At 64.5% G+C, this 25,137-nt stretch carries 18 protein-coding genes; 9 read left to right on the plus strand and 9 right to left on the minus strand.

Annotated elements, in window-relative coordinates; genetic code table 11:
* Positions 1-216: 216 nt before the first annotated feature.
* The 4 genes from QAZ22_RS17245 to QAZ22_RS17260 all read left to right on the plus strand — a co-directional run bounded on the left by QAZ22_RS17245 (position 217) and on the right by QAZ22_RS17260 (position 4,282).
* Positions 217-1,515, plus strand: a complete 1,299-nt coding sequence (locus QAZ22_RS17245; RefSeq protein WP_278201960.1) for a cytosine deaminase — start codon at positions 217-219, stop codon at positions 1,513-1,515.
* A gap of 2 nt (positions 1,516-1,517) precedes the next feature.
* Positions 1,518-2,915 (plus strand): FAD-binding oxidoreductase, encoded by a 1,398-nt coding sequence (locus tag QAZ22_RS17250; RefSeq protein WP_278201961.1) that lies wholly within the window; start codon positions 1,518-1,520, stop codon positions 2,913-2,915.
* Positions 2,916-3,113: 198 nt separating this feature from the next.
* Positions 3,114-3,695 carry an NAD(P)H-dependent oxidoreductase gene (locus QAZ22_RS17255; RefSeq protein ID WP_278201963.1) on the plus strand — a complete coding sequence of 194 codons (582 nt, stop codon included), beginning with the start codon at positions 3,114-3,116 and terminating at the stop codon, positions 3,693-3,695.
* Positions 3,695-4,282 carry an NAD(P)H-dependent oxidoreductase gene (locus tag QAZ22_RS17260; RefSeq protein WP_278201964.1) on the plus strand — a complete coding sequence of 196 codons (588 nt, stop codon included), beginning with the start codon at positions 3,695-3,697 and terminating at the stop codon, positions 4,280-4,282. The genes QAZ22_RS17255 and QAZ22_RS17260 overlap by 1 nt, the downstream gene beginning before the upstream one ends.
* Before the next feature lie 166 nt (positions 4,283-4,448).
* On the opposite strand, the gene QAZ22_RS17265 is transcribed toward QAZ22_RS17260, so the two are convergent.
* The 4 genes from QAZ22_RS17265 to QAZ22_RS17280 form a co-directional block, all read right to left on the minus strand.
* Positions 4,449-6,896: an FAD-dependent oxidoreductase gene (locus tag QAZ22_RS17265; protein WP_278201966.1), complete on the minus strand. Its 2,448-nt coding sequence runs from the start codon at positions 6,894-6,896 to the stop codon at positions 4,449-4,451.
* The gene (locus QAZ22_RS17270) at positions 6,893-8,074 is read right to left on the minus strand and encodes a pyridoxal phosphate-dependent aminotransferase (RefSeq protein WP_278201967.1); all 1,182 of its coding nucleotides are present in this window, start codon (positions 8,072-8,074) and stop codon (positions 6,893-6,895) included. The genes QAZ22_RS17265 and QAZ22_RS17270 overlap by 4 nt, the downstream gene beginning before the upstream one ends.
* 164 nt (positions 8,075-8,238) lie before the next feature.
* On the minus strand, positions 8,239-10,692 hold the full coding sequence (locus QAZ22_RS17275; protein WP_278201968.1) for an FAD-dependent oxidoreductase: 2,454 nt from the start codon (positions 10,690-10,692) through the stop codon (positions 8,239-8,241).
* A 23-nt stretch (positions 10,693-10,715) separates the two neighbouring features.
* The gene (locus QAZ22_RS17280) at positions 10,716-11,303 is read right to left on the minus strand and encodes an XRE family transcriptional regulator (protein WP_278201969.1); all 588 of its coding nucleotides are present in this window, start codon (positions 11,301-11,303) and stop codon (positions 10,716-10,718) included.
* A 229-nt stretch (positions 11,304-11,532) separates the two neighbouring features.
* Between QAZ22_RS17280 and QAZ22_RS17285 the strand changes: the two genes are divergently transcribed.
* Positions 11,533-12,237 (plus strand): nitroreductase, encoded by a 705-nt coding sequence (locus QAZ22_RS17285; protein ID WP_278201970.1) that lies wholly within the window; start codon positions 11,533-11,535, stop codon positions 12,235-12,237.
* A 28-nt stretch (positions 12,238-12,265) separates the two neighbouring features.
* Here the strand turns inward: QAZ22_RS17285 and QAZ22_RS17290 are convergent, their stop codons facing one another.
* The 5 genes from QAZ22_RS17290 to QAZ22_RS17310 all read right to left on the minus strand — a co-directional run bounded on the left by QAZ22_RS17290 (position 12,266) and on the right by QAZ22_RS17310 (position 18,991).
* On the minus strand, positions 12,266-13,708 hold the full coding sequence (locus tag QAZ22_RS17290) for an MFS transporter (protein WP_278201972.1): 1,443 nt from the start codon (positions 13,706-13,708) through the stop codon (positions 12,266-12,268).
* A gap of 147 nt (positions 13,709-13,855) precedes the next feature.
* A complete protein-coding gene (locus QAZ22_RS17295) occupies positions 13,856-14,443 on the minus strand; it encodes a sarcosine oxidase subunit gamma (protein ID WP_278201973.1) in 588 nt (195 codons plus the stop codon).
* A complete protein-coding gene (locus QAZ22_RS17300) occupies positions 14,436-17,429 on the minus strand; it encodes a sarcosine oxidase subunit alpha (RefSeq protein ID WP_278201974.1) in 2,994 nt (997 codons plus the stop codon). The genes QAZ22_RS17295 and QAZ22_RS17300 overlap by 8 nt, the downstream gene beginning before the upstream one ends.
* Complete coding sequence (locus tag QAZ22_RS17305) at positions 17,426-17,719, minus strand: sarcosine oxidase subunit delta (protein ID WP_278201975.1); 294 nt, start codon at positions 17,717-17,719, stop codon at positions 17,426-17,428. Before QAZ22_RS17305 ends, QAZ22_RS17300 begins: the two co-directional genes overlap by 4 nt.
* Positions 17,720-17,731: 12 nt before the next feature.
* A complete protein-coding gene (locus tag QAZ22_RS17310; protein ID WP_278201976.1) occupies positions 17,732-18,991 on the minus strand; it encodes a sarcosine oxidase subunit beta in 1,260 nt (419 codons plus the stop codon).
* A gap of 205 nt (positions 18,992-19,196) precedes the next feature.
* Between QAZ22_RS17310 and QAZ22_RS17315 the strand changes: the two genes are divergently transcribed.
* The 4 genes from QAZ22_RS17315 to QAZ22_RS17330 all read left to right on the plus strand — a co-directional run bounded on the left by QAZ22_RS17315 (position 19,197) and on the right by QAZ22_RS17330 (position 25,094).
* Positions 19,197-21,683, plus strand: coding sequence for a mechanosensitive ion channel family protein (locus QAZ22_RS17315; protein WP_278201977.1), 2,487 nt, complete (start codon positions 19,197-19,199; stop codon positions 21,681-21,683).
* Between the two features lie 154 nt (positions 21,684-21,837).
* Positions 21,838-22,101 carry a hypothetical protein gene (locus QAZ22_RS17320; RefSeq protein ID WP_278072907.1) on the plus strand — a complete coding sequence of 88 codons (264 nt, stop codon included), beginning with the start codon at positions 21,838-21,840 and terminating at the stop codon, positions 22,099-22,101.
* Positions 22,102-22,299: 198 nt separating this feature from the next.
* On the plus strand, positions 22,300-23,739 hold the full coding sequence (locus tag QAZ22_RS17325; protein ID WP_278201978.1) for a UbiA family prenyltransferase: 1,440 nt from the start codon (positions 22,300-22,302) through the stop codon (positions 23,737-23,739).
* The gene (locus QAZ22_RS17330) at positions 23,736-25,094 is read left to right on the plus strand and encodes an FAD-binding oxidoreductase (protein WP_278201980.1); all 1,359 of its coding nucleotides are present in this window, start codon (positions 23,736-23,738) and stop codon (positions 25,092-25,094) included. The genes QAZ22_RS17325 and QAZ22_RS17330 overlap by 4 nt, the downstream gene beginning before the upstream one ends.
* Positions 25,095-25,137: the final 43 nt, after the last annotated feature.

Consider the following 25,137-nt stretch of genomic DNA (forward strand, 5'->3'; position numbering starts at 1 on the left):
GACGTTTGCGATTGGTGCGGGCATCCTTCCTCTTCGTCATCCACGGGCGGAGCGGGAGCGAAGCGGACGCGCAGACCCTAGGATCCATGCCGTTCCTTTCGAGCTTAGCGGCGGTGCAAAACTGTTCGCGATGTCTCCGCACAGCCGTTCAGCGTGTCTCCGACCCAACCGACCCCTTTGGGGAACTATGTTGCATAGGACAGCGGGGGGCAGGCCTTGATACCAACCTCTGGTTCTTATCGCCTGGCCAACGTTCGGCTTCATCGATCCCTCACGCCGGGTCTTGCCGCCGCTTTCGACCCGGACGGGTTTGCACTGGCCGCCATTACCATCGCCGATGGCAAGATCGCCGACCTTGCCGCGCACGACCGGGCAGTGGCACCGGCCGAGGCGATCGACCTCGGCGGCCGCATCGTGCTGCCGTGTTTCGTCGACTGCCACACGCATATCGACAAGGGCCATATCTGGCCGCGAAAGCCCAATCCCGACGGCACCTTCATGGGCGCGCTCAATGCCACCGGCGCCGACCGCGCCGCCCGCTGGAGCGCGGAGGACGTGGCGCGGCGCATGGATTTCTCGCTGCGCTCAGCTTACGCGCATGGCACCAAGGCCGTGCGCACGCATCTCGACAGCGTGCCGCCGCAGGAGGAGATCTCCTGGCCTGTATTCGAGACGATGCGGGAAAAATGGCGCGGGCGCATCGAGCTGCAGGCCGCCTGCCTGCTCGGCATCGAAGGCGTGCGCGACAAGGCCTGGTTCGAGCGGCTGGCGAAACGCGTCGCCGCGGCCAAGGGCGTGCTTGGCGTGGTCACCTATATGGTGCCCGACCTCGAAGAACTGCTCGACAAGGTGTTTGCTGAAGCCATCAAGCACGGGCTCGACCTCGATTTCCATGCCGACGAAACTGACGATGTCGCGGCGATGTCGCTGAAGAAGATCGCCGAAGCTTCGCTGTGGAACGGTTTCGACGGCAACATCCTGGTCGGCCATTGCTGCTCGCTCTCGCGCCAGCCGGACCTGGAGGTGCTCGACACGCTGGACAAGGTGGCGAAGGCCGGACTGGCGGTCGTGTCGCTGCCGATGTGCAATCTCTATCTCCAGGACAGGCGCGGCAACAACACGACCCCGCGCTGGCGCGGCGTGACGCTGCTGCACGAGATGAAGGCGCGCGACATCAAGGTGGCGGTCGCTTCCGACAACACGCGCGATCCGTTCTACGCATATGGAGATCTCGACATGCTTGAGGTCTATCGCATGGCGACCCGCATCCTGCATTTCGACCACCCGGTCGGCGACTGGCCGAAGGCCGTGGCGGCGACGCCGGCCGAGGTGATGCGGCTCGACGGCGCCGGCACGCTTGCTGCCGGCGGCAGCGCCGACTTCGTCGTCTTCAAGGGACGGAGCTGGACCGAATTGCTGTCGCGGCCCGAATCGGATCGCATCGTCGTGCGCGACGGCAGGGCGATCGAACGCCAACTGCCCGACTATGCCGAACTCGACGAACTGATGGTGTAACGATGGATATCGTAGCGCTGAAGCGCGACCTGGAAGGGCTCAAGATCGACGATCATCCTGCGATCGTCCAGCAGAAGAGCCGCGACTTCTACTGGTACAGCCCGGTTCTGAAGCAGCAGCTTGACCACATCAAAGGCGACCTGATCGTCACGCCGAAGAATGAGGGCGAGGTGATCCGCGTGCTTGCCGCCTGCCACCGCCACGGCGTGCCGGTCACGCCGCGCGGCAGCGGCACGGGCAATTACGGGCAGGCGATGCCGCTGTCCGGCGGCGTGGTGCTCAATCTCGCCGAGATGAACGACGTGAAGACGATCGCGCCGGGCCGCGTGGTGACCGGACCAGGCGCGGTTCTGGCTGAGATCGACAAGGCGACGCGGGCGCACTCCAGCCAGGAACTGCGCATGTCGCCGTCGACCTACAATACCGCTTCGATCGGCGGCTTCGTCGCCGGCGGTTCCGGCGGCGTCGGCTCGATCCGCTGGGGTGGGTTGCGCGACCTCGGCAATGTCATCCGGCTGAGAACCGTGACGATGGAGGCCGAGCCGCGCGTCATGGACCTCACCGGCGAGGAGGTTCTGAAGGTGATGCACGCCTACGGCACCAACGGCATCATCACCGAGGTCGAGATGCCGCTGACGGCGTCCTATGACTGGATCGATGTCATCGTCGGTTTCGACGATTTCATGGACGCGGCCGGCTTCGGCAACGACCTCGCCGTGCAGGACGGCATTTTGGCGAAGCTGATCACGCCGATCGCCGCGCCTATCCCCTATGACTATTTCAAGCGGCACCAGAAATTCTTCCGGCGCGAGCAGAGCATCGTGGTGTGCATGATCGCGCCGCATGCCATGGACGCCTTCCTCGCCTTCGTCCGCAGCGGCAAGGGCGAGATTGTCTTCCGCGCCGACCAGGAGGCTGACCTCAAGGGGCTGCCGCCGGCCTACGAGCTGACCTGGAACCATACGACGCTGCGCGCCATCCGGGTCGATCCGACCATCACCTATCTGCAGGCGCGCTATCCGTCGCCGGACCATCTCGTCCACGTCAAGGCGATGGTCGATCGCTTCGGCGACGAGGTGCCGGCGCATCTCGAATTCATTCGGTTCGATGGCGCCATCGGTGCAGCCGGCCTGCCGCTGGTGCGCTACACCACGGAAGAACGGCTCGACGAGATCATCCGCATTCATGAGGACAATGGCTGCTGGATCTTCAACCCGCACCGCTACACGCTGGAAGAAGGCGGCATGAAGCAGACCGACGAGGTGCAGCTTGCCTTCAAGCGCGAGACCGACCCGCAAGGCCTGCTCAACCCCGGCAAGATGATCGCCTGGGAGAATCCCCGCTACGACTACCGCTCGGGCAAGCCCTTCCTGTTCAAGGGCCTGCAAAAGGCGAGCTAGGTCGATGAGCGTGCGGCGCTGTACCCCCCTCTGGCCTGCCGGCCATCTCCCCCTCAAGGGGGGAGATTGGCAGCTTCGGCGCCTCGCTTCCAACGTTGGAGATTGGCGAAGGCGGCGAAGCGAATAATCTCCCCCCTTGAGGGGGAGATGCCCGGCAGGGCAGAGGGGGGTGCCTCGCGCTGATCTGCGAGTTTCTTTATGAACATCCTCATCCTCTACGCGCATCCGGTGGAGACCAGCTTCAATGCCGGCCTGCACCGGACGATCGTCGAGCGGCTTTCCGTGGCCGGCCACACCATCGACGACTGCGATCTCTATGCCGAGGACTTCGACCCGCGGCTCACGCGCGCCGAGCGGCTCGGCTATCATGGCCAGCGTGAGCCGAACGATGCGGTCGCCGGCTACATCGAAAGGCTTCAGACAGCGGAAGCGTTGGTGCTGTCGTTTCCGGTCTGGAACTACGGCTATCCGGCGATCCTGAAAGGCTTCTTCGACCGCGTCTTCCTGCCCGGCGTGTCATTCAAGCTGGTTGACGGCAAGGTTCGGCCGACGCTGCACAACATCCGCAAGCTCGCGGCCGTCACGACCTATGGCGGCAGCCGTTTTCGCGCCATGCTGATGGGCGATCCGCCGCGCAAGATCGTGAAGCGCATGCTGCGTGCCACCATCAGGCCCGGCGCTCCCGTCTCCTATCTCGCGCATTACTCGATGAACCTTTCGACGGATCAGACCCGCAAAGCCTTCATGAGGAAGGTGGCCGCCAGCATGGACGCGTTCTGATGCGTGTGCTGGTGGTCTATTGCCATCCGGTTCCGGAGAGCTATTGCGCGGCGATCCGCGATACGGCGATAGAAGTGCTGACACGACGAGGCTGGGACGTGCGGCTCCTCGACCTCTATGCCGAGAATTTCAATCCGGTGATGAGCTGCGGGGAGCGACGCTCCTACAACGACCGCGCGCCTGAGGATCCGGCACTCGAGCCGCATTTCGAGCATCTGCAATGGGCTGAGGCGATCCTCTTCATCTATCCGACCTGGTGGTATGGCCTGCCGGCCATGCTGAAGGGGTGGTTCGATCGCGTCTGGGCAACCGACATCGCCTTCAAGCTGCCCGTCGGCAAGGGACGGATCACGTCGCTGATGCGGCATGTGACCAAGGTCGGCGTGATCACCACTTGCGGCGCGCCGACCTGGTGGAGCGTCGTTGTCGGCCAGCCCGGCCGCAAGACGATTCTGCGTGGCATGCGCGCGCTCTGCGCCACGCGCTGCAAGACCTTCTTCCTGGCGCATTATCTGATGGATTCTTCGACGCCGAAGAGTCGGGCGGCTTTCCTCGGCAAGGTAAGGGCGAGGCTGGAGAGGTTTTGAGCGCCGTCTTCCCCTTCTCCCTTGTGGGAGAAGGTGGCCGCGTCGCGGCCGGATGAAGGGTGCTCCAGGGAAAGCCAGCGTCTCATTCCGCTGGAATACCCCTCATCCGTCTCGGCGCTGCGCGCCGATCCACCTTCTCCCACAAGGGGAGAAGGGGAAGGCTGCGCTACATCTTCACCCTTTCCGCTTTCGGATCGTACATCGGCTTCAGCGATGCTTCCGCGGCGAACCGCGCACCGGCGATTTCCACCTCGTAGGACGAACCCAGCATGTCCGCCTCGCTCTCGCCCTGGCACGGCACATAGCCGAGGCCGATCGCGCCGCCGAGATGGTGGCCGTAATTGCCGGAGGTGATCGGGCCGACGATCCTGCCGTCGCGCAGGATCGCTTCGTTGTGGAAGAGCAGGGGCTCAGGATCCTTCAGGCGGAACTGCACCAAGCGGCGGCTTAGCCCCGCTTCCTTCTTTCGCAGCACCGCGTCGCGGCCAATGAAATCGGGCTTGCTCGTCTTCACCGCAAAGCCGAGGCCGGCCTCCAGCACATTGTCCTCGTCGGTGATGTCGTGACCGAAATGGCGGAAGGCCTTTTCGATGCGGCAGGAATCGAGCGTATGCAGGCCGCAAAGCTTCAGGCTGACATCGGCGCCGGCTTCAGTGATCGCTTCGAAGACGTGGGCAGCCTGGTCGCTCGAGACATAGAGTTCCCAGCCGAGCTCGCCGACATAGGTGACGCGATGGGCGCGGGCGAGCCCCATGCCGACCTCGATCTCTTGAAAAGTGCCGAACGGATTGGCCTCGTTGGAGAAATCGTTCGGACTGACCTTCTGGATCAGTTTTCGCGAGTCCGGACCCATCAGGCAGATGACGGCTTCGGCGGCGGTCACATCGGTGATGACGACGAACTCGTCGGCCACATGCCGCCTCAGCCAAGCAAGGTCGCGCTGAAGCGTGGCGCCCGGCACCACGAGGAAATAGGCCGTCTCCGACAGCCGTGTCACGGTAAGATCGCTCTCGATGCCGCCCTTGGCGTTGAGCATCTGCGTATAGACGATCCTACCGGGCGCGACGTCCATGTCGTTGGCGCAGAGCCGCTGCAGGAAGGCACAGGCGTCGCGGCCCTCGACACGGATCTTGCCGAAGGAGGTCATGTCGAACAGGCCGACGCCGCTGCGCACGGCGAGGTGCTCCTCGCGCTGGTTGTCGAACCAGTTCTGCCGCTTCCAGGAATAGCGGTATTCGCGCTCCTGTCCGGGCCTAGCAAACCAGTTGGCCCGCTCCCAGCCCGCCACCTCGCCGAAGACCGCGCCGCGCGCCTTCAGATGCTCGTGCAGGGGCGAGCGACGCACGCCACGCGAGGTCGCCATCTGGCGGTAAGGGAAATGATCGGCATAGAGCAGGCCGAGCGTTTCGGAGACGCGCTCCTTGAGGTAGCGGCGGTTCTTCTGGAAGGGCTGAGCGCGGCGGATGTCGACCTCCCAGAGGTCGAAGGGCGCCTCGCCGTCGTTGATCCACTGCGCCAACGCCATCCCGGCGCCGCCCGAGGAGACGATGCCGATCGAATTGTAGCCGGTCGCCATCCAGTAGCCGGAAAGCTCCGGCGCCTCGCCGAGATAATAGCGGTCGTCGGGCGTGAAACTTTCGGGACCGTTGAAGAAGGTATGGATGCCGGCCGTGCCCAGCATCGGCATGCGGTTGACGCCCATTTCGAGGATCGGCTCGAAATGGTCCATGTCCTCAGGCAGCTGGTCGAAGCAGAAATCCTCGCGAATGCCGTCCATGCCCCAGGGCTTCGCCACCGGTTCGAAGGCGCCGAGCATCATCTTGCCGGCGTCCTCCTTGTAGTAGGCGCACTCGTCCGGCACGCGCAGCACCGGCAGGCGAGAGAGACCCGGGATCGGCTCGGTGACGAGATAGAAATGCTCGCAGGCATGCAGCGGGATGGTGACGCCGTTCTGCCGTCCAAGCTCGCGCGCCCACATGCCGGCGCAGTTGACGACGATGTCGGTCTCGATCGTGCCCTGATCCTCGCCCTGCGCCCAGGAGACGCCGGAGACGCGGCCATTTTTGGTGTGGACCTTGGTGACTTTCACGTTCTCGATGATCGTGGCGCCGCGCTGGCGCGCGCCCTTGGCCAGCGCCATGGCGATGTTGGCCGGATCGCACTGGCCGTCGAGCGGCAGATGCACGGCGCCAACCACGTCGGAGACGTTGAGATGCGGATACATCTCCTTGACTTCGCTCGGCGAAATCTCGCGAACGTCGACATCGAAAGCGCGGGCGAGCGATGCCTGCCTATAAATTTCGTGCTTACGCTCCTGGGTGAGCGCCACCGTGATCGAGCCGACCTGGCGCATGCCGGTGCCGACGCCGGTTTCGGCTTCGAGCTTGACGTAAAGGTCGGCGGAATACTTCGCCATCCGCGTCATGTTCTGCGAGGCGCGCAACTGGCCGATCAGGCCGGCCGCATGCCAGGTCGTGCCGCAGGTGAGCTGCTTGCGTTCGAGCAGCACGATGTCGGTCCAGCCGAGCTTAGCCAGATGATAGGCGACCGAGCAGCCCGAGACGCCGCCGCCGATGATGACGGCGCGGGCTTTGCTGGGAATGGTCTTGGTCATGCGGCCTCGCGGCGATAGTTGGAAGCGAAGCGGCGTACGCGAAGCGCTGCTTCCTGAAGGACAGGTTCGGGCTGGCAGAGGCTGATGCGGATGTGGCCGGCTGCGGCCTCGCCGAAGCTCGAGCCCGGCATGACGCCGACCTTTTCCTTGTCGAGCAGCGCCCAGGCGAATTTCTCATCGTCAGGCTCGACGGCCGAGATGTCGAGCATGACATACATGCCGCCTTCGGAGCCGTGCACGGTGAGTTCATTTGCGCCGCGTATGGCATTGAGGAAGACGGTGCGGCGCGCGGCGTAGCGCTCGGCGATTTCCTTCACGCCGTAGTGGTTCTCCAGCGCCTCGGCGCAGGCGATCGAGATGAACGCCGGCAGGCCGTAGGTCGTCACCAGGTTGAGGTCGGTCATCAGCGCTATCATCGCTCTCGGGCCGGTCAGCCAGCCCATGCGCCAGCCGGTCATGCCGTGGCTCTTCGACATCGAATTGATGACCAGCGTGCGCTCGGCCATGCCGGGCAGCGAGCGCGGCGAGATGTGCTCGCCGCCGCCAAGCGTCCAGTAGACCTCGTCAGACAGCAGCCAGAGATCGCGTTCCTTGCAGATTTCGGCCAGCTCTTCGAGCCGTTCGCGCGAGTAGACCGCCCCGGTCGGGTTGTTCGGCGTGTTGATAAGGATGGCGCGCGTGTTGGGCCTGAGCGCCGCGCGGATCATGTCGGCGTGCGGCTGGAAACCGTCCCCGGCCGGCGTCTCGACCACGGTGAAGCTGGCGCCGGCGGCGCTGAAGGTGTTGGGATAGGTGGCGTAGTAAGGCGCGACGACGATGGCGTGATCGCCGGCATCGAGCACGCCCTGCACGGCGGCGTAGAGCGCGCCCTGGCCACCAGCCGTGGCGATGATCTCGTCCGGTTCCGTCAAGATGCCGGTGCAAGCGGTGGAGGCCGCCGCCATCGCCTTGCGCAGGCGCGGCAGGCCTGGCAGAGGGGTGTAGTGATGGTTGCTGCCGCGGACGGCGTTGACGCAGGCCTCGATCGTCTCAGAGGGCGTGTCGAAGTCGTGATCTCCGACCGAGAGCACGATGATGTCCTCGCCGGCCGCCCTGCGGGTCCAGGCGGCGAAATGGACTTCCCAGCCATCCTTGCCCGAAGGCACGATGCCGGTAATGCGCTTCGATGGTTTTGGCATTCTAGGACCTTTCCCGACCATATCGGCCGCATTCTGACGGGCTATTTTGCGCCAATTCCGGCGCAAAGCCCCTTGTGCGTACCGCCGGTACGCCCTGCGGTTCTTCGCTTGATCTTGTCACAAAATTCCTCCGCCAGAATGGACCGCCACGGCCGGGAAAGGTCCTAAGCTCTCAACCTCTCATTCTTCGGATCCCAGAGCGGCTCGTCCTTCTGCACCACCGCCTTGAAGCGGTCGCCGAAGATCTCGACCTCGATCGCCGTGCCCGGCTCGGCAAGGTCGGCGCGGAGCATGCCGAGCGCGATGGATTTGTCGACACGATGACCCCAGCCGCCCGAAGTCGTCTCGCCGACGATGCTGCCGCTATGCCAGAGCGTCGACATATAGGGCGCATCGCAATCGCCGGGGTTCTCGACGACAAGCGTGACGAAGCGCTTCTTCACGCCCTGCTGCTTTTCGTTGAGCAGCGCCGCCTTGCCGCGGAAGTCGGGCTTGTCCCATTTGACGAAGCGCTCCAGCCCGCCCTGCAGGATCGAATAGTCGGTCGACAGATCGCCCTTCCAGGCGCGGTAGCCTTTTTCCAGCCGCAGCGAATCCAGCGCATACATGCCGAAGGGCTTTAACCCATGCTTCTGGCCGGCGGCCCAGACCGCGTCGAACACGGTGGCTGTGTTTGCCACCTTGGTGTGGATCTCCCAGCCGAGCTCGCCGGCGAAGGAGACGCGCACCAGCTTCGCCCAGCGCCCGGCGACGGTCGTTTCCTGATGCGTCAGCCAAGGCAGCGTCAGATCGGCGGCGCAAACCTCGGCAAGGATGGCGCGCGAGTTCGGGCCGGCGAGGATCTGCGTGGAGTATTCCTCCGTCCGGTCGGTCAGCGTGAAGGCCGCATCGGCCGGCATGCGCGACTTCAGCCATTCGAAATCGTGCCACTGCGCCACCGCCGCGGTGATCAGCGTCATCTGGTCTTCACCATGGCGCACGACCGACATTTCGGTGACGATGCGGCCCTTGTCGTCGGCAAAATAGACGAGGCCGATACGGCCGGGTTTCGGCACGAGGCCGGTGACCTGCAGCGCCAGCCATTCGGCGGCGCCCGGACCTTCGAGGTTGAAGCGCGAGAAGCCGGGCAGGTCGAGGATGCCGGCGGCGTCGCGCACGGCCAGGCATTCCTCTCGCACACGCTGCTGCCACGGTCCGTCGCGGCGGAAGGTCAGCGTCGATTCCTCCGAAATGTCGTCGCCGGGCTTCGCATACCAGGTAGCGCGCTCCCAGCCGTTGTAGGCGTCGAACTGGCCGCCGAGCGCCTTGATACGATCATGCAGCGGTGAGTGTTTGCGGTCGCGCCCGGCCGGCCAGGCATGGCGCGGGAACTGGATGGCGTATTCATTGCCGTAGATCTCCAGGCCCTTGGCGACACAATAGTCAGGAGCGGACGCGAAGGCGGTGAAGCGGCGTGGGTCGCAGGACCACATGTCCCATTCCGTCTGACCCTCGGTCACCCATTCGGCCAGCACCTTGCCGGCGCCGCCGCCTTGCGCGATGCCGAAAGTGAAGACGCAGGCCTCGAAGGCATTCGGCACGCCGGGCATCGGTCCGATCAGCGGGTTGCCGTCGGGCGCGTAGGGGATCGGCCCGTTGATGACCTTGGAGAGGCCGGCGGTGCCAAGGATCGGCACGCGGGCGACGGCGTCGGCGAGATAATGCTCCAGCCGGTCGAGGTCGTCGGGGAAGAGCTGGAAGGAAAAATCCTCCGGCATGGGATCGTTATGCGTCGCCCAGTGCGCGCGGCAATTGCGCTCATAAGGGCCGAGATTCATGCCGGTCTTTTCCTGGCGCAGATAATAGGACGTGTCGACATCGCGCAGCAACGGCAGCTTATGCCCCTGTTCCTTCGTCCAGGCGGCCAGCTCGGGGATCTCCTCGAACAATATGTACTGATGGCTCATCACCATCATCGGCACTTCGCGGCCGAACATTTTTCCAACTTCGGCGGCGCGGTAGCCGGCCGCGTTGATGACGATCTCGCAGCGGATTTCGCCCTGCGGCGTCGCGACCACCCATTCGCCGTTCTCGCGGCGAACGCCGGTGACCGGGCAGAAGCGGATAATCCTGGCGCCCATGTCGCGCGCGCCCTTGGCAAGCGCCTGCGTCAGCTGCGCCGGGTCGATATCGCCGTCGCTCGGATCGTAGAGCGCGCCCTCCAGCTCGTGCGTCTCAATGAAGGGATAGCGCCGCTTGATCTCGTCGAGGCCGACGACATCGATGTCCATGCCCTGGTAGCGGCCCATGCCCTTGGCGCGCTGGAACTCCTGCATACGCTCCTTGGTGTGGGCGAGTCTGAGCGAGCCGGTGACATGGTAGTTCATCGGATAGTCGACCACTTCGGCCAAACCCCGGTAGAGCTCTGTCGAGTAGCGCTGCATGTTCATCAGCGACCATGACGAGGAGAAGGTCGGCACATTGCCGGCGGCGTGCCAGGTCGAGCCGGAGGTCAGCTCGTTCTTCTCCAACAGCACGCAGTCGGTCCAGCCGGCCTTGCAGAGGTGGTAGAGCGAGGAGGCGCCGACGACACCGCCTCCGATGATCACCACGCGCGCCGTGGTCGGCAAACCGGCCATGTTTCTTCCTCCCAAGCTCCAACTCAATATACCGGCGGCGAAACCACCCAGATGACTACTGCCGGCTCGGCGCCCGGATTGCGCCAGCGGAACGGCTTGCCTTCGAAACGAAAACTGTCGCCTTCGCCGAGCCGATGCCAGACGCCGCCGATCTCGATCTCGAAAGTGCCCGACACGACATAGCCCGCTTCCTCAGTCGGACGGCGCGCTTCGGTCTTCAGTTCGGCGCCCGGCGCGAAGACCGAGCGCAGCATCTCGAAGCTACCGCCGAGGTCGGGCGACAGAAGCTCCTCCACGAGACCTGATTCGCTTGTGCCAAGCGAGCGGCGGCTGCCCGCGCGCACAACCACGCCGCGTTCCTTCTCGACAGGCACGTCATGGCTGAAGAACAGGCTGAGCGGCACGCCAAAGAGCTCGGCGAAGGCTCTGAGATCGCCGAGCGAAGGAACCGAAAGTCCGCGCTCGACCTGGCTGACCCAGCCGACGGAGCGGCCGAGCTTGAACGCGATCTCGCTGAGCGTCAGCCCGCGCGCCTTGCGCAGCGCACGGATATCGCCGGCAAGCAGCCGCTCGCCATTGTCCTGCTCCGGTCTGACGGCGGTCGAGGCCAATCGTGAACTCGTGAAAAAATATGAACAATTTTCATGTGAGGACAAACCAGTGAAAAAATCAAGCGGATTTTCATACGCTGCAAGATTTGCTTGCGCGATTTTGGCGCTTGATGCAAAGGCTGCCCTACGAACGGAGGGTGGGGCGTCCGATCGGGACCAATCTAGTTCTTGTGTCTGCGGATAGTCGTTTGCGGAAACCGGGTTCCGGCCATGCCTGAAGGGACGGCCCATGCTGGATAAGAATAGCCGGATCGTGCTCGATGCGGCGATCGTCGACGAGGCGATCATTTCGCGCCGGTCCGTGCGCGCGTTTTTGCCCGACATGGTCGACGACGAGACGATCCGCGCCATCCTGACGGTGGCGGCGCGGGCGCCGTCAGGCACCAACATGCAGCCTTGGCGGGTCTATGTGACCAAGGGCGAGGTGAAGCAGCGCATCAGCGACGCCATCCTCAATTCCGGCATTCGTGCCGAGAAGGCGGAGTGGGACGAGTACCGCTACTATCCCGACCAGTTCTTCGAGCCTTATCTCAGCCGGCGCCGGGCCAACGGCTTCGGTCTCTACGGCGCGATCGGCATCGGCCGGCGCGAGGTCGACAAGATGCGCGCGCAGCACGATCGCAACTTCATCTTCTTCGACGCGCCGGTCGGCATGATCTTCACGGTCGACCGGCGGCTGAACAAGGGGTCGTGGATCGACTACGGCATGTTCCTGCAGAACATCATGGTCGCGGCGCGGGGCAGGGGGCTGCATACCTGTCCGCAAGCCGCCTTCGCACCCTACCACCGGCAGATCCGCCCGGTGCTCAACATTCCCGACGAGGAAGTCGTCGTCTGCGGCATGGCGCTGGGCTATGAGGACAACTCCAAGCCCGAGAATGAATTCCGCACCGACCGCGCGCCGCTCGAAGAATGGGTGACGTTCGCTGAGTAGCGCGGACAGGGACCGGTCGCCCTGACTGCTAGTCCGTGCTCATATGGGCACCGTGGCCGCTGACATGGGCGCCGTCCTGCGGTGTCAGCCTGAGATAAGCGAGCAGCGCGCAAAACGTGATCAGGGCCTCGACGATGAACAGGATGCGGTAGTCGTCGACGCTGGCCTGGCCGCCTCCGGCAAGCAGCGACAGCAACGCCGCCGCCAGGCCGACGCTGATCGCGACCGCCAGCTGCCAGAGGATGTAATAGAGCGCGCTGAAGCGCGAGAGCTGCTCCGGCGCGATGTCCGAGTAGGCGAGATTGCCGGTCGAGGCCCACTGCACGGAGCGGAAGAGGCCGAAGACGAAGATGTAGGTAAGCACGATCCAGGCGGGCGTGCTTTCCTGCATCAAGGCAAACCCCGCGACCAGCAGGGCGACGATCGGCGTGTTGGTGACCAGCACGCGCCTGAAGCCGAAGCGGTTGAGGATGCGCGGCATGAAGAAGCGCATCAGCACCGACCCGATCGCCGCCACGAAGGTCAGCGATCCGGCCTGGACGGCGCTCATGCCGAAGCCGAGCTGGAACATCAGCGGCAAGAGGAAAACCACCGAACTCAGCCCGATCGTGTCGAGACCGCCGCCGGTCAGGAAGCTGACGCGAAAGGTGCGGATGCGCAGCAGGTTGAGGTCGAGCAGCGGGTTACGGGTGCGCAGGCAGTAAAGCGCGGCGACGGTCAGGATGGCGATCGCCAGCCCGAGCTCCATGGCGATGCTGGCGCTCGCGGCATCCTTCGCGGCAAGCGAATCCATGCCGAAGACGAGCAGCGCCATGCCGCTGCCGACGAGCAGGAAGCCCGGAAAATCGAAAGGCGTGCGGACCGGCTTGGTGATCGTGGGGAACAGCGAGGCGGCGAGCAGCGCGGCCGTCAGCGCGATCGGTATGTTGATGTAGAAGATCCAGCGCCACGACACGTAGGTGGTCAGCGCGCCGCCGACGAGCGGCCCGACCAGGGGGCCTGACTGGCCGGCGAGCGAGATATACATGTTGATCTTGAGCGTGCGGTCGCGCGGGAAGCTCGACAGGATCACGACCTGGCCGAGCGTGCCCATCAGCGCGCCGCCGAAACCCTGCAGCGCGCGCGAGCCGACCAGCATCCAGATGTTTTCCGACAGGCCGCAGAGCGCCGAGGCGCTGGCGAAGACGAGCAGCGCAAAGCAGTAGACGTTGCGCAGCCCGAAGCGATCGGCCAGCCAGCCGCCGAGAGGCATCGTGATGATCAGGCTCGCGACATAGACGGTGATCAAAAGACCGAGCTGGCTCGGCGGACGGTTCAGGCTTTGGCCGATGCCTGGCAGCGCGGTCACAATGACGTTCTGGTCGAGGCTGGTCATGAACACGCCGCAGGCAACGGTTGCCGGCAACAGCAGCGACGGGTCGCCCGCCGGAGCAAAGCGGGTCGTGGCTGTCGCCGTAGTCTCTGCGGTCATGGAAGGAATTGTCGAACTGGTTGCCTGAGCGGGCTCCGACCAGAGCCCGTTCCTTATCTATCGTCTTCGCTGGTCCAAGGCTCAAGCAGCAGTTGTAGCCGTCGATAGTGAGGCACCTGCTGGACCAGTCGACTGGTCCTATTTGCTCTACTGAACCTCGTAGCCGACTTCCTCGCCGGCGTGGCACAAGGCTTTCCAGAACGACCGAGCAAACGATCGGAAGACGTAGATGTCGAACTGATCCGCGCCGGTGCGCTGGATCTGGGCGAAAACATCGTGATGGTTGGTCGAGCGGCCTGCGCCCAACGGGAAGGCCGGCAAGGCAAAATCGATGGCGAAGAATTTCGCCAGCACCCATTCCGCTTTCGGTCCGGCGACGCGGATCGCCGTGCGGCCGTGCGACAGGTCGGTGAGCGTGCCGACCGAAGGCGTGATCACTCCCGTAAACGCGGCGGCCAAGCCCTCCGCCTCGTCGACCACGGTGAACTTGCCCGGCGCGAAGCCGAACGCCGACTTCGCGCCATTGCTGACGCCGCCGCCGGCGCCGTCCGGAAGGGCAAGGCCCGTCACCTTGTATATGCCCGACATCAGGCGCTTCTCCTCGCCTGGCCACGCGGCAAGCTGCAGGATCGAGCCTGGCCGCGTTTCGGACAGGATGACATCGACGCCATGTTCGAAATTGCCATGCGAGCCTGGATGGTAGACGGGCTCCAGCGGCGATTGACGTTCAAGCATGCATGCGGCTCCCGTCCGGATCGTAGAAATGGTTGGAGACGATCTCGACCGGCCCGAACCGGTTGCGCAGCGGGTCGGAAACGAAGGCGCGCGTGCCGTGGCGCGCCTTGCCGCCCCTGACCAGCGCCAGAGCGATGTATTTGCCGAGCGCCGGCGAATAGCAGCAGGCGGTGATGTGGCCGATCGAATCGTGCGGGTTCTCTTGGTCCAGTTCATCGACGATATGTCCGCCACCGTTGAGCGCGCGGTTGTCGAGAGCGATCACGCCGACCAGTTCCAGCCGGTCCGGAGCGATCAGCCCCTCGCGGTCCATCATGGCGGAACCGATGAAGGGTTTCTTCTTCGACAGCATCCAGTCGAGATGGAGGTCGCGCGCGGTGGTGCGGCCGTCGATCTCGGCGCCGGTGACGTGACCCTTCTCGATGCGCATGGTGCCCAGCGCCTCGAGCCCGTAGGTGACAAGGCCGAACGGCTTGCCGGCCTCGATGAGCGCTTCCCACACCCGTGTGCCGTAACCGGCGCCGGAATAGACCTCGAAGGCCATTTCGCCGGAGAAAGAGAGGCGGCAGATCATCACCGGCACGCCGGCGATCTGGCCATGGACGATGCCCATGAAGGGAAGCGTGGCGTTGTCGACGGCTGTGCCTTTGACACAAGAGGCAAGGATGGCGCGGGCCTTCGGGCCGCCGATCGCGGCACCAGCCCATTCGTCGGTGACCGAGGTGACGGTGACCTTCAGTTCCGGCCAGATGACGTCGAGGAAATATTCCAGATGCTGCATCACCTTGCCGGCATTGGCGGTGGTGGTGGTCATCAGGAATTCCTGCTCCCCGAGCCGCCAGGTGGTGCCGTCGTCGAAGGCAAGACCGTCCTCGCGCAGCATCAGGCCGTAGCGGGCCTTGCCGACGGCGAGGGTGGAAAACATATTGGTGTAGACGCGGTCGAGGAATTCGGCCGCGTCCGGTCCTTGCACGGCGATCTTGCCGAGTGTCGAGACATCGACGATGCCGGCGCTCTCGCGTGTCGCCTGGGCTTCGCGTACGTAGGCCTGCTCTACGGTCTCGCCGGCGAGGCCGTAGATCATCGGGCGATACCAGAGTCCGGCCGCATACATGGTCGCGCCGTTGGCGATGTGCCAGTCATGCATCGGCGTCAGCCGCTCCGGCTTCAAATCGCCGAAGCGCTCGGCCGCCAGCGAGCCGATCGAGACCGCCGTGTAGGGCGGGCGGAAGCGTGTCGTGCCGACTTCCGGTATCGGTTTGCCGAGCGCCTCGGCCATGATGGCTAAGCCCGGCACGTTGGAGTTCTTGCCCTGGTCGGTCGCCATGCCGAGCGTGGTGTAGCGTTTCAGATGCTCGACCGAAACGAAGCCCTCGCGATGCGCGAGCCGAACGTCCTCGGCGGTCACGTCGTGCTGGAAGTCGACGAAACTCTTGCCCTTGGCCTTGATCTCGAAGACCGGCGCCGGGTCGGGATCGCCAGGAACAGCCTCGACAACGGGCAGGGGCGCCGAGGACGGCGTTCCGCCGGCGGCCTGGAGGCCGGCCGCGCGGCCCTCGGCGATGGCTTCGGCAGTGGAAAAACTGCCGGTGAAGGCGCCGGCGCCGATCCAGCGCTGCGTCGGCTGCGGCGGCAGGAAGGCCTGCCTGGCAGTGTCCCATATGGCCTTTGCACCGGCCTGGCTGGCGAGATGGATTGTCGGCGACCATCCGCCCGACATAGCCAGGCAGTCGGCATGGATGCTGCGTTCTTCGCCGCTGAGCGCACCGCTCATCATGTCGAAGCGTTGCACCTTGAGGCCGGTGAGCGCCTTGCCGCCTTCGGTCGCGATTACGGCATGGCCCGCAAACAATTCGGCCTCGGCTTCGCTCGCCAGCCTGCGCATCTCGTTCGAGACGTCGCCGCGGACATCGATGACGGCGACGACGGCAGCGCCTGCCTTCTTCAGGGCGACCGCCGAGCGATAGGCGCTGTCGTTGTTGGTGAACATTGCGATCCGTTCGCCAGGCAGCACGCCATATTCGTTGGCGTAGCGTTCGGCCGCATGTGCCAGCATGACACCCGGACGATCGTTGCCCGGAAACACCAGCGGCCGCTCGAAGGAGCCGGTGGCGAGAACCGCTGTCTTGGCGCGGATCGCCCAGTAGCGCTGGCGCGGCTCGCCTTTCGCCGGCACTTCCTTATGGTCGGTCACCCGTTCGAGGGCGGCCAAAGTGTTGCCGTCGTAGTAGCCCCAGACGGTCGTGCGCGGCAGCAGGCGGACATTGTCGTTGCCTTCGAGCTGGCCGACGACGCGCGCCGCCCAGTCGGCGGCCGGCGCGCCGTCGATGGTTTCGCCAGACCAGTTGGCCGAGCCGCCGAACTTTGCCTCGAGATCGGCCAGGATCACGCGCGCACCCTGGTCGGCGGCGGCCTTCGCTGCCATCAGGCCGGCCGGGCCGGAGCCGACGACCAGCACGTCGCAAAAGGCGTTCATGCGCTCGTAGCGCGCAGTGTCGGGCGCAACACCCGCCTTGCCGAGGCCGGCGGCGCGACGGATGAAATGCTCGCAGAACATCCAGAACCGCGTGCCCTTCAGCGGGCCGAATACCGGTCCCATGAAGGTCTTGTAGTAAAAACCGGCCGACAGGATCTTGCCGCCGAGCTGGTTGAGCGCGCCGATATCCAAAGCGAGCGAGGGGGAGCGGTTCTGGCTGACAGCGACCAGCCCGTCATAGATCTCGACCATGGTGGCGGGGATGTTGGGCTCGCGCACTTCACCGCGCAGCACCGTCAACAGGGCATTCGGCTCCTCGACGCCGGCGGCGAGCAGGCCGCGCGGGCGGTGGTACTTGAACGAACGACCGAACAGCGTCACGCCATTGGCGAGCAGCGCCGAAGCCAGCGTGTCGCCGGCATGGCCGGTATAGGGCGCGCCGTCGAAGGTGAAGCGGATGGTGCGCAGCCGGTCGATGCGGCCGCCGGTTTCCGTGCGGCGAGGGCTCACTGGTTGCCTCCCGCTTTATGGCCCGCGGATTTGTGTCCGCCACGGGCGAACGCCGTACTCAGGATTTCATGGGTCAGGGTATTGCGCACGACCCGCAGATGCGCGCGGCAGCCGCCGGAATGCTGCCAGATCTCATTGTGGTCTCCGGCCGGGTTCAACCGGTCGTAGACATAGGCATTCCAGGCATCGAGATCCTGCGAGGCCGGCTGCGGCCGCTCGCGGTTGCCGTCGCCCTGGTAGGTGAATTCGACGACGTCGCGCGGGCCGCAATAGGGACAAGTGATCAGCATATGATTGAAACCCTAATGCAGCCGCGGATTCGCGCCCTGGCCTTTGTCGTCGATGATCAGGCCACGATAAAAACGGTCGAGCGTGAAGGGGGCGTTGAACTCGTGCGGCTCGTCCTTGGCGATGGTCCAGGCGAAGCACCAGCCCGAGGCTGGCGTAGCCTTGAAGCCGCCGTAGCACCAACCGCAATTGAGATACATGCCGGGCAGCGGGCCGGTGGTGATGATCGGCGAGCCGTCCATCGTCATGTCGCAAAGCCCACCCCAGGAACGCAGCATGCGCACCCGCGCAAGGCCCGGGAACAGCGCCAGCATCTCGCTCATCACCTCATCGACGATCGGCAGGCTGCCGCGCTGGGCGTAGCTGTTGTAGCCGTCGAGGTCGCCGCCATAGACGAGGCCGCCCTTGTCGGACTGCGAGATGTAGAAGTGGCCCATGCCGAAGGTGAGAACGGTGTCGACGATCGGCTTCAGCGATTCCGAGACGAAGGCCTGCAGAACGTGGCTTTCGATCGGCATGTGCGAAATGCCGGCAAGCTGCATGACATGGCCGGTGCTGCCGGCGACGGCAAGCGCCACTTTCCTGGCGCGGATATCGCCGCGTGTCGTCGTCACGCCAATGACCTGGTCGCCGTCGCGCAGGAAGCCGGTGACCTCGCAATTCTCGATGATGTCGACGCCGCGCCGGTCGGCGCCGCGCGCATAACCCCAGGCGACCGCGTCGTGCCGGGCGGTGCCGGCACGTGGCTGCATCAGCCCGCCAAGGACGGGAAAGCGCGCCGAGCCCGAGACGTCCAGCGCGGGGACTAGCCGCTTGATCTGGTTGACGGTCATCAACTCGGCATCGACGCCGAGATGGCGCATCGCGTTGCCGCGCCTTGCATAGTCGTCGAGCTGGGCCGGCGTGTGCGCGAGATTGAGGCAGCCGCGCTGCGAGAACATGACGTTGTAGTTGAGGTCGTGCGAGAGGTTCTCCCACAGCTTCATCGAATGCTCGTAGAAGCGGGTGTTTTGCGGCAAAAGATAGTTGGAGCGCACCGCCGTGGTGTTGCGGCCGACATTGCCCGAGCCCAGCCAGCCTTTTTCCAGCACCGCGACATTGGTGATGCCGTGTTCCTTGGCAAGGTAATAGGCGGTCGAGAGTCCGTGGCCGCCGCCACCGATGACGATCACATCATAGGACGCCTTCGGGTCCGGCTTGCGCCACGCCGGCTTCCAGTCCTTGTTGCCGTTCAGCGCGTTCTTGAGCAGCGAAAAGGCCGAATATTCCGCCATTCTTCCTGTCGTCCTGTTGGTGCGAGGCGGCACACTATAGAGCAGCCCACAACCGCAAAGCCAAGATTGCGCCATCGCTTTTCGACAGGCCGACTTCGATCCATGCCATCGCTCCACGGATCGGGACGGCTTGCCGCCTGATATGGCGGTCTTTATCAAGGATGGAATTTTCGAAGATTTTTCGGCCGCGAGTCGCCCGTCCGTCATGATTTCCCGACTGCTACGCCTGATCCTGGTCGCCATCGTCGTCGTCGCGACGCAGCCGTCGTCCCACGCCATGGCGCAGGCGATTGGCCAGGGCTCCGCACAGCTCATCGCCGATCAAACCAAGGCCATGCAGGACCTGACGGCCAAGACCGACGGCCTGGAGAAGAAGATAAGCGATCCCGATGAAGACGATGCCGGGCTCGTCGATATCCGCCTGCAGCTCGAGGATATATCGCGAGCGGCGCTGAACAGCGCGCTGGCGTTCCGTTCGCGCCTCAACGACATCAACGATCGCGTCGAGGTTCTGGGGCCGCCACCCGCGCAAGGACAGCAAGAGCCCGCGATCGTCGCCAATGAGCGCGCGGCGCTCACGGCCGAGAAGGCCGAGATCAACGCGGTGGTCGCCAGCGCGCAGAACCTGTCGATCCGCATCAGCGGCCTGGTCGACAATATCGCCATCAAGCGCAGCGAGCTTTTCCGCAGCGTTCTGACGAAACGCTACGAATTGACCGATGTGCTGAGCCCGCAGGGCTTTTCCGACGCGCATGACCAGTTCACCGGCCTCTACAAGGCAGTGGCGTCCTGGCTGACCTTCGCGTTCAAGTTCAAATTTCAGGCAATCCTTGCCGCGACGCTGATGGCGCTGGCGCTGGCGGCCGTGCTCCTGATAGGCGGGCGGCGGCTGTTCGGCCGCATTTTCGAGCCCAATCCATCCGTGGAGGATCCATCCTACCTCAGCCGGCTGTCCGTGGCGTTCTGGTCGACGCTGCTGCCGACTGCGGCGCTCGGCGCGTTCTTGGCCTCCGCAGTGTTCTTCTTCAACTATTACAACGTGCTGCGCGGCGATATCGGCACATTCCTCAATGCGCTGCTCGCCGTAATCGCAGTGGTGTTCTGCGTCAACCGGCTGACCAATGCGGCGCTCGAGCCGCGGCTGCCTAACTGGCGGCTCATTCCAGTTGCAACCGGCCCTGCGCGCTGGCTGGTGAGGCTGACCACCGCCATGGCCGTGGTTCTCGGCATCAATTACTTCCTGTCGGTCGTCAACGAGAAGATGGGTTCCCCGCTTTCGCTGACGATCGCCAGGGGTTTTGTCGCCACCATCATCGTCGGCGTCATCCTGATCCTGATGGGGCTGCTGAGACCATTCAGGACGGCTGACGGCGCATGGCGTCCTTGGCCGGCATGGCTTCGCTTCATCGCGATCGGGCTCGGCCTGTTCACCATCGCTGCGGCGCTGCTCGGTTATATCGGCCTCGCGCTGTTCGTCTCGTCCCAGGTCGTGGTCACCGGCACCATCCTGGTCACCGCCTATATCGGCTTCCTGTCGGCGCGGGCGATCGGCGAGGAGGGCGGGTTCGCTGATACGTCGGTCGGGCGATGGCTGTCCGCCAATTCCAGCTACGAGGACACCGCGCTCGATCAGCTCGGCCTGGTGGCCAGCATCGCAATCAACCTGATGATCGTGCTGGTGTTCCTGCCGCTGATCCTTCTGATGTGGGGCTTCCAGCCCGGCGACATCGAGGCCTGGGCCTACAAGCTGGCAACGGGCGTCACCATCGGCTCCGTCACCATCTCGGTGCTCGGCATCCTCACCGGCATCGTCGTCTTCGTCATCGGCTATTTCCTCACGCGCTGGTTCCAGGGCTGGCTCGACGGGTCGGTGATGGCGCGCGGCAAGGTCGACACCGGCGTGCGCAACTCGATCCGGCTGGCCGTGGGCTATGCAGGCGTGGCGCTCGCGGCACTTATCGGCATATCGGCGGCTGGTATCGATCTTTCCAATCTGGCGCTCGTTGCCGGTGCGCTGTCACTTGGTATCGGCTTCGGCCTGCAGAACGTGGTCTCGAACTTCGTCTCCGGCCTGATCCTGCTTGCCGAACGCCCGTTCAAGGTGGGCGACTGGATCGTCGCCGGCGACATCAGCGGCACGGTGAAGAAGATCAGCGTGCGTGCGACGGAAATCGAGACGTTCCAGCGGCAGTCGGTGATCCTGCCCAATTCGAACCTCATCAACAATGCGGTCGGCAATTGGACGCATCGCAACAAGCTCGGCCGCGTCGACATCAGGGTCGGCGTCGCCTATGGCAGCGACGTCAAGCGGGTGCACACGCTTCTGCTCGATATCGCCCGCGCCCATCCGATGGTGCTCAAGAACCCCGAGCCCTTCGTGCTCTTCGCCAATTTCGGGACGGCCGCGCTCGAATTCGAAATCCGCGTGTTCGTGGCCGACGTGATGAACGGCAGCATCGTCCAGAACGACATACGCTTCGCGATCTTCGATATCTTCGAGGACGAGCACATCGAGATCCCGTCGACGCCGCGCGCCGTGGTCGAGACAACGAAGCACGAGTCGTGGCCGATCGACGACGACAAGATCGAGGCGGAATTTGCCGAGCGCGAGCGGCTGGAAGCGGAAGCAGCGGCCGAACGCGAACGGCTCGCCAAGATGAAGCGAAGGGGCCGCAAGCCCGATCCAGGCTAGACGTTGCGCCATTTTCCGGTCGGTGAAACCAATTGCGGCATGAATGCGGCATTCAGTTGCGGTTCAGCTTGCATCTCATATAAGCTCTCATGCAAAGGGCGAGAATGCCTTGCGAAAATGCAACAGAGGCGGTGTGGAAACACCGGAAATTGCAATGTGGAAGTCTGTCGTTACCGCCATCGCTTTCTTGGCCCTGGGCGGTTCGGCTTTTGCCGCCAGCGCGGTCAACAAGGACGCTCAGACGCGGACGTTGATCGTGACCGAAGGCGGCGGCAAGACCGAGCTGGCGCTGGCCGCCGGCGAGACGGTGGAGTTCTGCCCGAATGGCTGCTTCGTCACCCTGCCCAATGGTGACCTCGAAGCGCTGACCGGTTCAGAAACGGTCGAGATCTCGGGCGGCGTTGCCCGGATCAAGTAAAATCCTTAGACGCGATCGGCGAAGGCCGGGCGAACGCCCGGCCTTTTATCGTTTCCGGTAGCCGCTGCTTAACGATAACACCGGAAATACCCCCGCACAGCGCGCCGCAACCGGGCGTTTTAACGTTCGCTCCGTCATGCCCCGTTATATCCATCGCGTAGGCGCCGAAATGCGGCGCGGGGTGAGCAGGGCGGGGCAATGGACGCGCGGTCGGACGGGAACGCAATTCCGCTTGCGGTCGATCTCGACGGCACGCTGATTGCAACGGACCTTCTGTGGGAAGGCCTGTTCATCCTGCTCAAGAAGAATCCGCTCTATCTCTTTGTCCTGCCGCTCTGGCTGACCGGCGGTCCGGCGCGGCTCAAGCAGGAAATCGCAGCGCGCATCGACATCGATCCGGCATCGCTGCCTTACCGGGTTGAATTGCTCGAGCGGCTTCGCGGCGAACACGAGGACGGCCGCAGGATCGTGCTGGCGACGGGCACGCCGCGCAAATTCGCCGAGGCGATCGCGGCGTATCTCGGCATCTTCGAGCGCGTGCTGGCGACCGACGGACCGCACAATTTGACTTCGGCCAGGAAGCGCGCCTCGCTGGTCGCCGCCTATGGCGATGCCGGTTTCGACTATGCCGGCAACAGCCGCCATGATCTCAATGTGTTCGATGCCGCGCGCAACGCCATCGTGGTGGCGCCGGACCGCAGCGCGCAGCGCTGGCAGGCGGCGCGCGGCGCCGAGACGATGCCGGCGCCGAAGCGAACGCTCAAGACCTACGTCAAGATGCTGAGGGCGCATCAGTGGCTGAAGAATTCACTGATCGCGGTGCCGATGGTGCTGTCGCACGAGTATTTCAACATCGGCATGATCTGGCAGTGCCTCCTGGCCTTCGTTTCGTTCAGCGCCGTGGCCTCCGCCATCTACATCGTCAACGACTTCTTCGACCTCGCGCTCGACCGTAAGCATCCGACCAAGCGCAACCGCCCGTTCGCCAGCGGTGTTCTGTCGATCCCGTTCGGCCTCGGCGCCGTCTTTGTGCTGCTCGCGATCGGCATCGCCACCGGCTGCCTGCTGCCGATCGAGTTCCTCGGCGCGCTCGGCGGCTATATGGTCGTCACCACGGCCTATTCGCTGTCTTTCAAGCGCATGCTGTTGATCGACGTGCTGACGCTCGCCGGCCTCTACACCATTCGCGTGCTGGCGGGAGCGGCGGCTACGGGCGTCGATGTCTCCTTCTGGCTGCTCGCCTTCTCGATCTTCTTCTTCCTGTCGCTGGCGCTGGTGAAGCGTTTCGTCGAATTGCGCACGACCGCCATCCCGGTCGGCGAGCGCATCGCCGGCCGCGGCTACCGCACCGAGGACCAGGAGATCGTCGCCCAGGCGGGCATGGCCTCGGCCTTCTCCTCGGCGCTGGTGCTGGCGCTCTACATGGACAGTGTCGCGGTGCGGGAGCTTTATCCGCACCCGTGGGTAATGTGGCCCTTGGCGCCGATCGTGCTTTATCTCACCATGCGCGTCTGGATCCTCGCGCGCCGCGACGAGATGCATGACGACCCGGTCGTCTTCATCATCCGCGACTGGCGTAGCCAGATCGTGGTGGCCATCGGCGCCGTGCTTCTGATCGCAGGAGGCTGGGGCTGGTGAGCGCCGGCGGCGAATATTTCGGCAGCTTCGGGCTGGCGACGCCGCCGGCGCGCCGGGCGATCCCGGCGGAAGAAGCCATCGCGCTGTTGAAAAGCGGCACGGCCAAGCCGGGCTCGCTTCTCGGCTACGGCAATGGCCGCTCCTATGGCGACAGCTGCCAGAACGACGCCGGCATGGTAGTCGACATGCGGCCGCTCGGCCACATTCGCGGCTTCAACGCCGAGACCGGCGTGCTCAAGGCCGATGCCGGCGTGCTGCTTTGCGACATCATCGCCCATGCCGCGCCTTACGGCTTCTTTCCGGCCGTGGTTCCCGGCACGCAGTTCGTCACCCTTGGCGGCGCCATCGCCAATGATGTGCATGGCAAGAACCACCACCGGCGCGGCACGTTCGGCTGTCATGTCGAATCCTTGACCTTACTGCGGTCCGACGGCCGGACCTATCGCTGCTCCGAGACCGACAACGCCCATCTGTTCAGGGCGACGGTCGGCGGCATGGGGCTGACCGGACTGATCTTGTCGGCGTCGATCCGGCTGATGCGTGTGCCCTCGCTCGACATCGTCGAGAAAACGACGCGGTTCCGCGATCTCGCCGAATTCTTCGATCTTGCCGACGCCGCCGACCAGGCCAATGAATATGCCGTTGCCTGGATCGATCAGCTCGCCGGCGGCCACGGGCGAGGGCGCGGCCTGCTGTTCACCGGCAACCATGCCGAGCACGGCTCGCATGCCGCCATGCGCGCAGGCAGTCGGCTCTCGGTGCCCGTGCAGCCGCCCTTCAACGTGCTCAACCGGCCGTTCCTGGCTGCCTTCAACGCTGCCTATCGATGGAAGAAGGGTCGCACGCCGGCTGCGCGCCAGGCGGGTTACCAGGGCTTCTTCTTTCCGCTCGACGGTGTGCGCGACTGGAATCGGCTCTATGGCCCGCGCGGGCTTTTCCAGCACCAGTGCGTGGTGCCTGAGGCCATGGCGCGGCGCACCGTGCCGGCACTGCTCGAAGCGGCGCGGCATGCCGGGCAAGGCTCGTTCCTGACCGTGCTGAAGCGGTTTGGCGCCGTCGGTTCGCCGGCGCTGCTCTCGTTTCCGCGGCCGGGCTATACGCTGACGCTCGATTTCCCCAACAGGGGCGAAAGGACGCTGCGGCTGTTAGCCGAACTCGACCGCATCACGATCGAGGCCGGTGGCGCCGTCAACCCCTATAAGGATGCCCGCATGAGGCCCGAAACCTTCGCGGCGTCCTTCCCGGAATGGCAACGGCTGGAGGCGCTTCGCGACCCGGCCTTCCTGTCGGATTTCTGGGCGCGCACAGCGAAAAAACTGGAGGCTCGGCGAGAGGCCGTGGTGGCCGCAGAATAGGTCGAATTTGAGTAAATCTTGGTAAATGAAGCGTTCATATCCG

This window comes from Mesorhizobium sp. WSM4906 (assembly GCF_029674625.1).
Lineage (GTDB): Bacteria > Pseudomonadota > Alphaproteobacteria > Rhizobiales > Rhizobiaceae > Mesorhizobium.

What these genes read in the sequence shown, in the direction of transcription:
- QAZ22_RS17250 (WP_278201961.1), top strand. Translation starts at nt 1,518, where the DNA reads ATGGATATCGTAGCGCTGAAGCGCGACCTGGAAGGGCTCAAGATCGAC.
- QAZ22_RS17265 (WP_278201966.1), bottom strand. Translation starts at nt 6,896, where the DNA reads ATGACCAAGACCATTCCCAGCAAAGCCCGCGCCGTCATCATCGGCGGC.
- QAZ22_RS17275 (WP_278201968.1), bottom strand. Translation starts at nt 10,692, where the DNA reads ATGGCCGGTTTGCCGACCACGGCGCGCGTGGTGATCATCGGAGGCGGT.
- QAZ22_RS17320 (WP_278072907.1), top strand. Translation starts at nt 21,838, where the DNA reads ATGTGGAAGTCTGTCGTTACCGCCATCGCTTTCTTGGCCCTGGGCGGT.
- QAZ22_RS17290 (WP_278201972.1), bottom strand. Translation starts at nt 13,708, where the DNA reads ATGACCGCAGAGACTACGGCGACAGCCACGACCCGCTTTGCTCCGGCG.
- QAZ22_RS17270 (WP_278201967.1), bottom strand. Translation starts at nt 8,074, where the DNA reads ATGCCAAAACCATCGAAGCGCATTACCGGCATCGTGCCTTCGGGCAAG.
- QAZ22_RS17305 (WP_278201975.1), bottom strand. Translation starts at nt 17,719, where the DNA reads ATGCTGATCACTTGTCCCTATTGCGGCCCGCGCGACGTCGTCGAATTC.
- QAZ22_RS17315 (WP_278201977.1), top strand. Translation starts at nt 19,197, where the DNA reads ATGATTTCCCGACTGCTACGCCTGATCCTGGTCGCCATCGTCGTCGTC.
- QAZ22_RS17260 (WP_278201964.1), top strand. Translation starts at nt 3,695, where the DNA reads ATGCGTGTGCTGGTGGTCTATTGCCATCCGGTTCCGGAGAGCTATTGC.
- QAZ22_RS17310 (WP_278201976.1), bottom strand. Translation starts at nt 18,991, where the DNA reads ATGGCGGAATATTCGGCCTTTTCGCTGCTCAAGAACGCGCTGAACGGC.
- QAZ22_RS17295 (WP_278201973.1), bottom strand. Translation starts at nt 14,443, where the DNA reads ATGCTTGAACGTCAATCGCCGCTGGAGCCCGTCTACCATCCAGGCTCG.
- QAZ22_RS17285 (WP_278201970.1), top strand. Translation starts at nt 11,533, where the DNA reads ATGCTGGATAAGAATAGCCGGATCGTGCTCGATGCGGCGATCGTCGAC.
- QAZ22_RS17255 (WP_278201963.1), top strand. Translation starts at nt 3,114, where the DNA reads ATGAACATCCTCATCCTCTACGCGCATCCGGTGGAGACCAGCTTCAAT.
- QAZ22_RS17325 (WP_278201978.1), top strand. Translation starts at nt 22,300, where the DNA reads ATGGACGCGCGGTCGGACGGGAACGCAATTCCGCTTGCGGTCGATCTC.